This is a genomic window from Clostridia bacterium, assembly GCA_014360065.1.
Lineage (GTDB): Bacteria > Bacillota > DSM-521 > Neomoorellales > JACIYF01 > JACIYF01.
This window is the reverse complement of the sequence record JACIYF010000218.1, coordinates 1-2,269: the sequence shown is the minus strand read 5'-3', so window position 1 is coordinate 2,269 and position 2,269 is coordinate 1. Positions and strand designations below refer to the sequence as shown.

At 47.8% G+C, this 2,269-nt stretch carries 3 protein-coding genes; all 3 read left to right on the top strand.

Features of this window, described 5'->3' with window-relative positions; all coding sequences use genetic code 11:
- Nucleotides 1–45: 45 nt before the first annotated feature.
- Nucleotides 46–834: a PAS domain S-box protein gene (locus H5U02_15200; protein ID MBC7343767.1), complete on the top strand. Its 789-nt coding sequence runs from the start codon at nucleotides 46–48 to the stop codon at nucleotides 832–834.
- A gap of 32 nt (nucleotides 835–866) precedes the next feature.
- Nucleotides 867–2,009, top strand: a complete 1,143-nt coding sequence (locus H5U02_15195; protein ID MBC7343766.1) for a SpoIIE family protein phosphatase — start codon at nucleotides 867–869, stop codon at nucleotides 2,007–2,009.
- Nucleotides 2,010–2,074: 65 nt separating this feature from the next.
- The coding region (locus H5U02_15190; GenBank protein MBC7343765.1) for a stage V sporulation protein AD at nucleotides 2,075–2,269 on the top strand (195 nt) is incomplete at its 3' end.

Here is a 2,269-nt window from a genome sequence, read left to right as displayed (position 1 = left end):
GGTTGTATTGCTGGACCAGGGGCAGTGTCGGAAGAAGATCCCTTTTTGCGCCGAAACCGCGTCATCCAACATCACCGTCAGTCACAAGCCAAACTTGCCGGCGAAAATACCCTTGATCTTTCCCGGGTAAAAGTAAACCTTGAGAGACGGTACAAAAGTAGGGCTGTTCCGCTTCCTGTCCCCGACGAAGCGGCGATTAAGGCTATCTTGGCAAGAACAGGGAAACTGGTTCCAGAGGATGAATTAAACTGTGGCGCCTGCGGGTATGGCTCGTGTCGAGAAAAGGCAATAGCTGTATATCAGGGACTAGCCGAAATTGAAATGTGTATGCCCTTTATGCGGGCACAGGCTGAATCGTTTTCCGATATAATAACAAGGTCTTCACCTAATGCCATCATAATTGTCAACGATAGCTTGCGCATCATCAATATTAATCCGGCAGCGGAAAAAATGTTTAGGTGCGAGGCAGCAAGGATAATAGGCCGTCATCTATCTCGATTGATTGACCCTGCCCATTTCCAGTCGGTCTTAGCCAAGAGAGGGGTTATAAGGACTGTAGTAGCGTATCCCCAGTATGATCTAGTTACCGACCAGTCCATCTTTTACGTCGAAAAGCAAAATGTGGTCGTGGGCTTCTTCATAGATATCACGGAGGAACAGAAGCGGCATGAAGAAATAAAACAGTTGAAAATGACTACAGCGGCTCGGGCTCAAGAGGTTATCCAAAAACAAATGCAGGTTGCTCAAGAGATCGCAAGTTTACTCGGGGAGACCACCGCCGAGACTAAGGTTCTGCTTTCCAAGCTGGTACACCTGATGCAAGAGGAGAATTAGCAGGGTTGGAGGGATTGGTCGTGACCCAACTTATGTTGGAGATAGGCCATTCGCAGCTTAATAAGTCGGGCGAAGAACTATGCGGGGATAGTATCGAAGTAGCTCACGCTCGACGCTCAACCATCGTTATCCTTTCTGACGGGTTAGGGAGCGGCGTAAAAGCCAACATTCTCTCCTCTTTAACTACTAAAATTGGATCTACCATGCTGCGCCAGGGCGGAAGCATTGATGAGGTCATTGAAACCCTTGCTTCTACCCTGCCTGTATGTAGAGTCCGAAAGCTGGCCTATAGCACCTTTACTATCCTCCAGATATTTCGCGATGGACGCGCTTACTTAGCTGAGTATGACAATCCATCCACCTACTTTGGCCATCAAGGAAAATTGAAGAGATTGAATCTGGGCCAAAGAAAAATTGGAGAAAGGACCATACGTGAGGGCTATTTTAGGGTTCAAGAGGGCGACTGGTTAGTTATGGTGAGCGATGGGATCCTTCACGCTGGCATAGGGGGTGTTTGGGATCTTGGTTGGGGATGGGAACGAGTAGGGAGCTATCTGGAAAAGTTATCGTTACAACAACTTTCGGCCAAGGAGATGGCTGCCGAGATTAGTAATCTGTGCTACAAGCTTTATGGTGGTGCTCCAGGAGATGACGCTTCGGTAGTAGTTGTAAAGTTGCGCCAGCCTCGCCGAGCTACCATCCTAGTCGGCCCCCCGAAGGATCCTCGCCATGATAGGCTAGTAATCGAAAAGCTCTTGAAGGATAAAGGCCAGAAAATCGTTTGTGGCGGAACAACAGGAAATATGGTCGGTAAATATTTGGGCTGCGAGGTAAAAGTTGATCTTTCTGCCTGTGACGATGAGGTTCCACCTATTGGTATTCTGCCAGGCATAGATTTAGTTACCGAAGGGATGCTTACCCTCATAAAGGTTCGCGAGAATCTCAAGAACAATGTTTCCACCACCCAGATGCTCCACCGCAATGACGGAGCCAGCCGGCTGACTCTATTGTTACTGGAAATGGACAGTATTCGCTTCTTGGTTGGTTGCGCCATCAACCCCGCCCACCAGGCTCCTGTCTCTCCAGAAATTCCTTCCCTGAAACAGCACCTTATTCAGGAGATCATAAAGCTCCTGCGAAGGCGAGGGAAAAAAGTCGTAGCTTCTTACTTTTAGTGCCTCAGCTCTCGCCTGCATATTAACTTGGGCTGGGGCCATACTATCTTTTGGAGGCGTTAACCATGAAGGATCAGAATCTAGCTAATCAGGTACACCAAGCTGCTCAACAATACCAACAACAAGCCTATGAGGCTCTTCTTGACCAGGTAAAACCTAAGCCTCCGGTTTTAAGAAATGCAGTGGGTGCCTTTTTAGTTGGAGGTTTGATTTGCTTAATAGCTCAAGCTCTTTTTGGATATTTTCAGCAATTAGGTTAT

Bases quoted from the DNA above. Each gene is read 5' to 3' on its own strand.
- H5U02_15195 (MBC7343766.1), top strand. From the start codon at position 867: ATGTTGGAGATAGGCCATTCGCAGCTTAATAAGTCGGGCGAAGAACTA.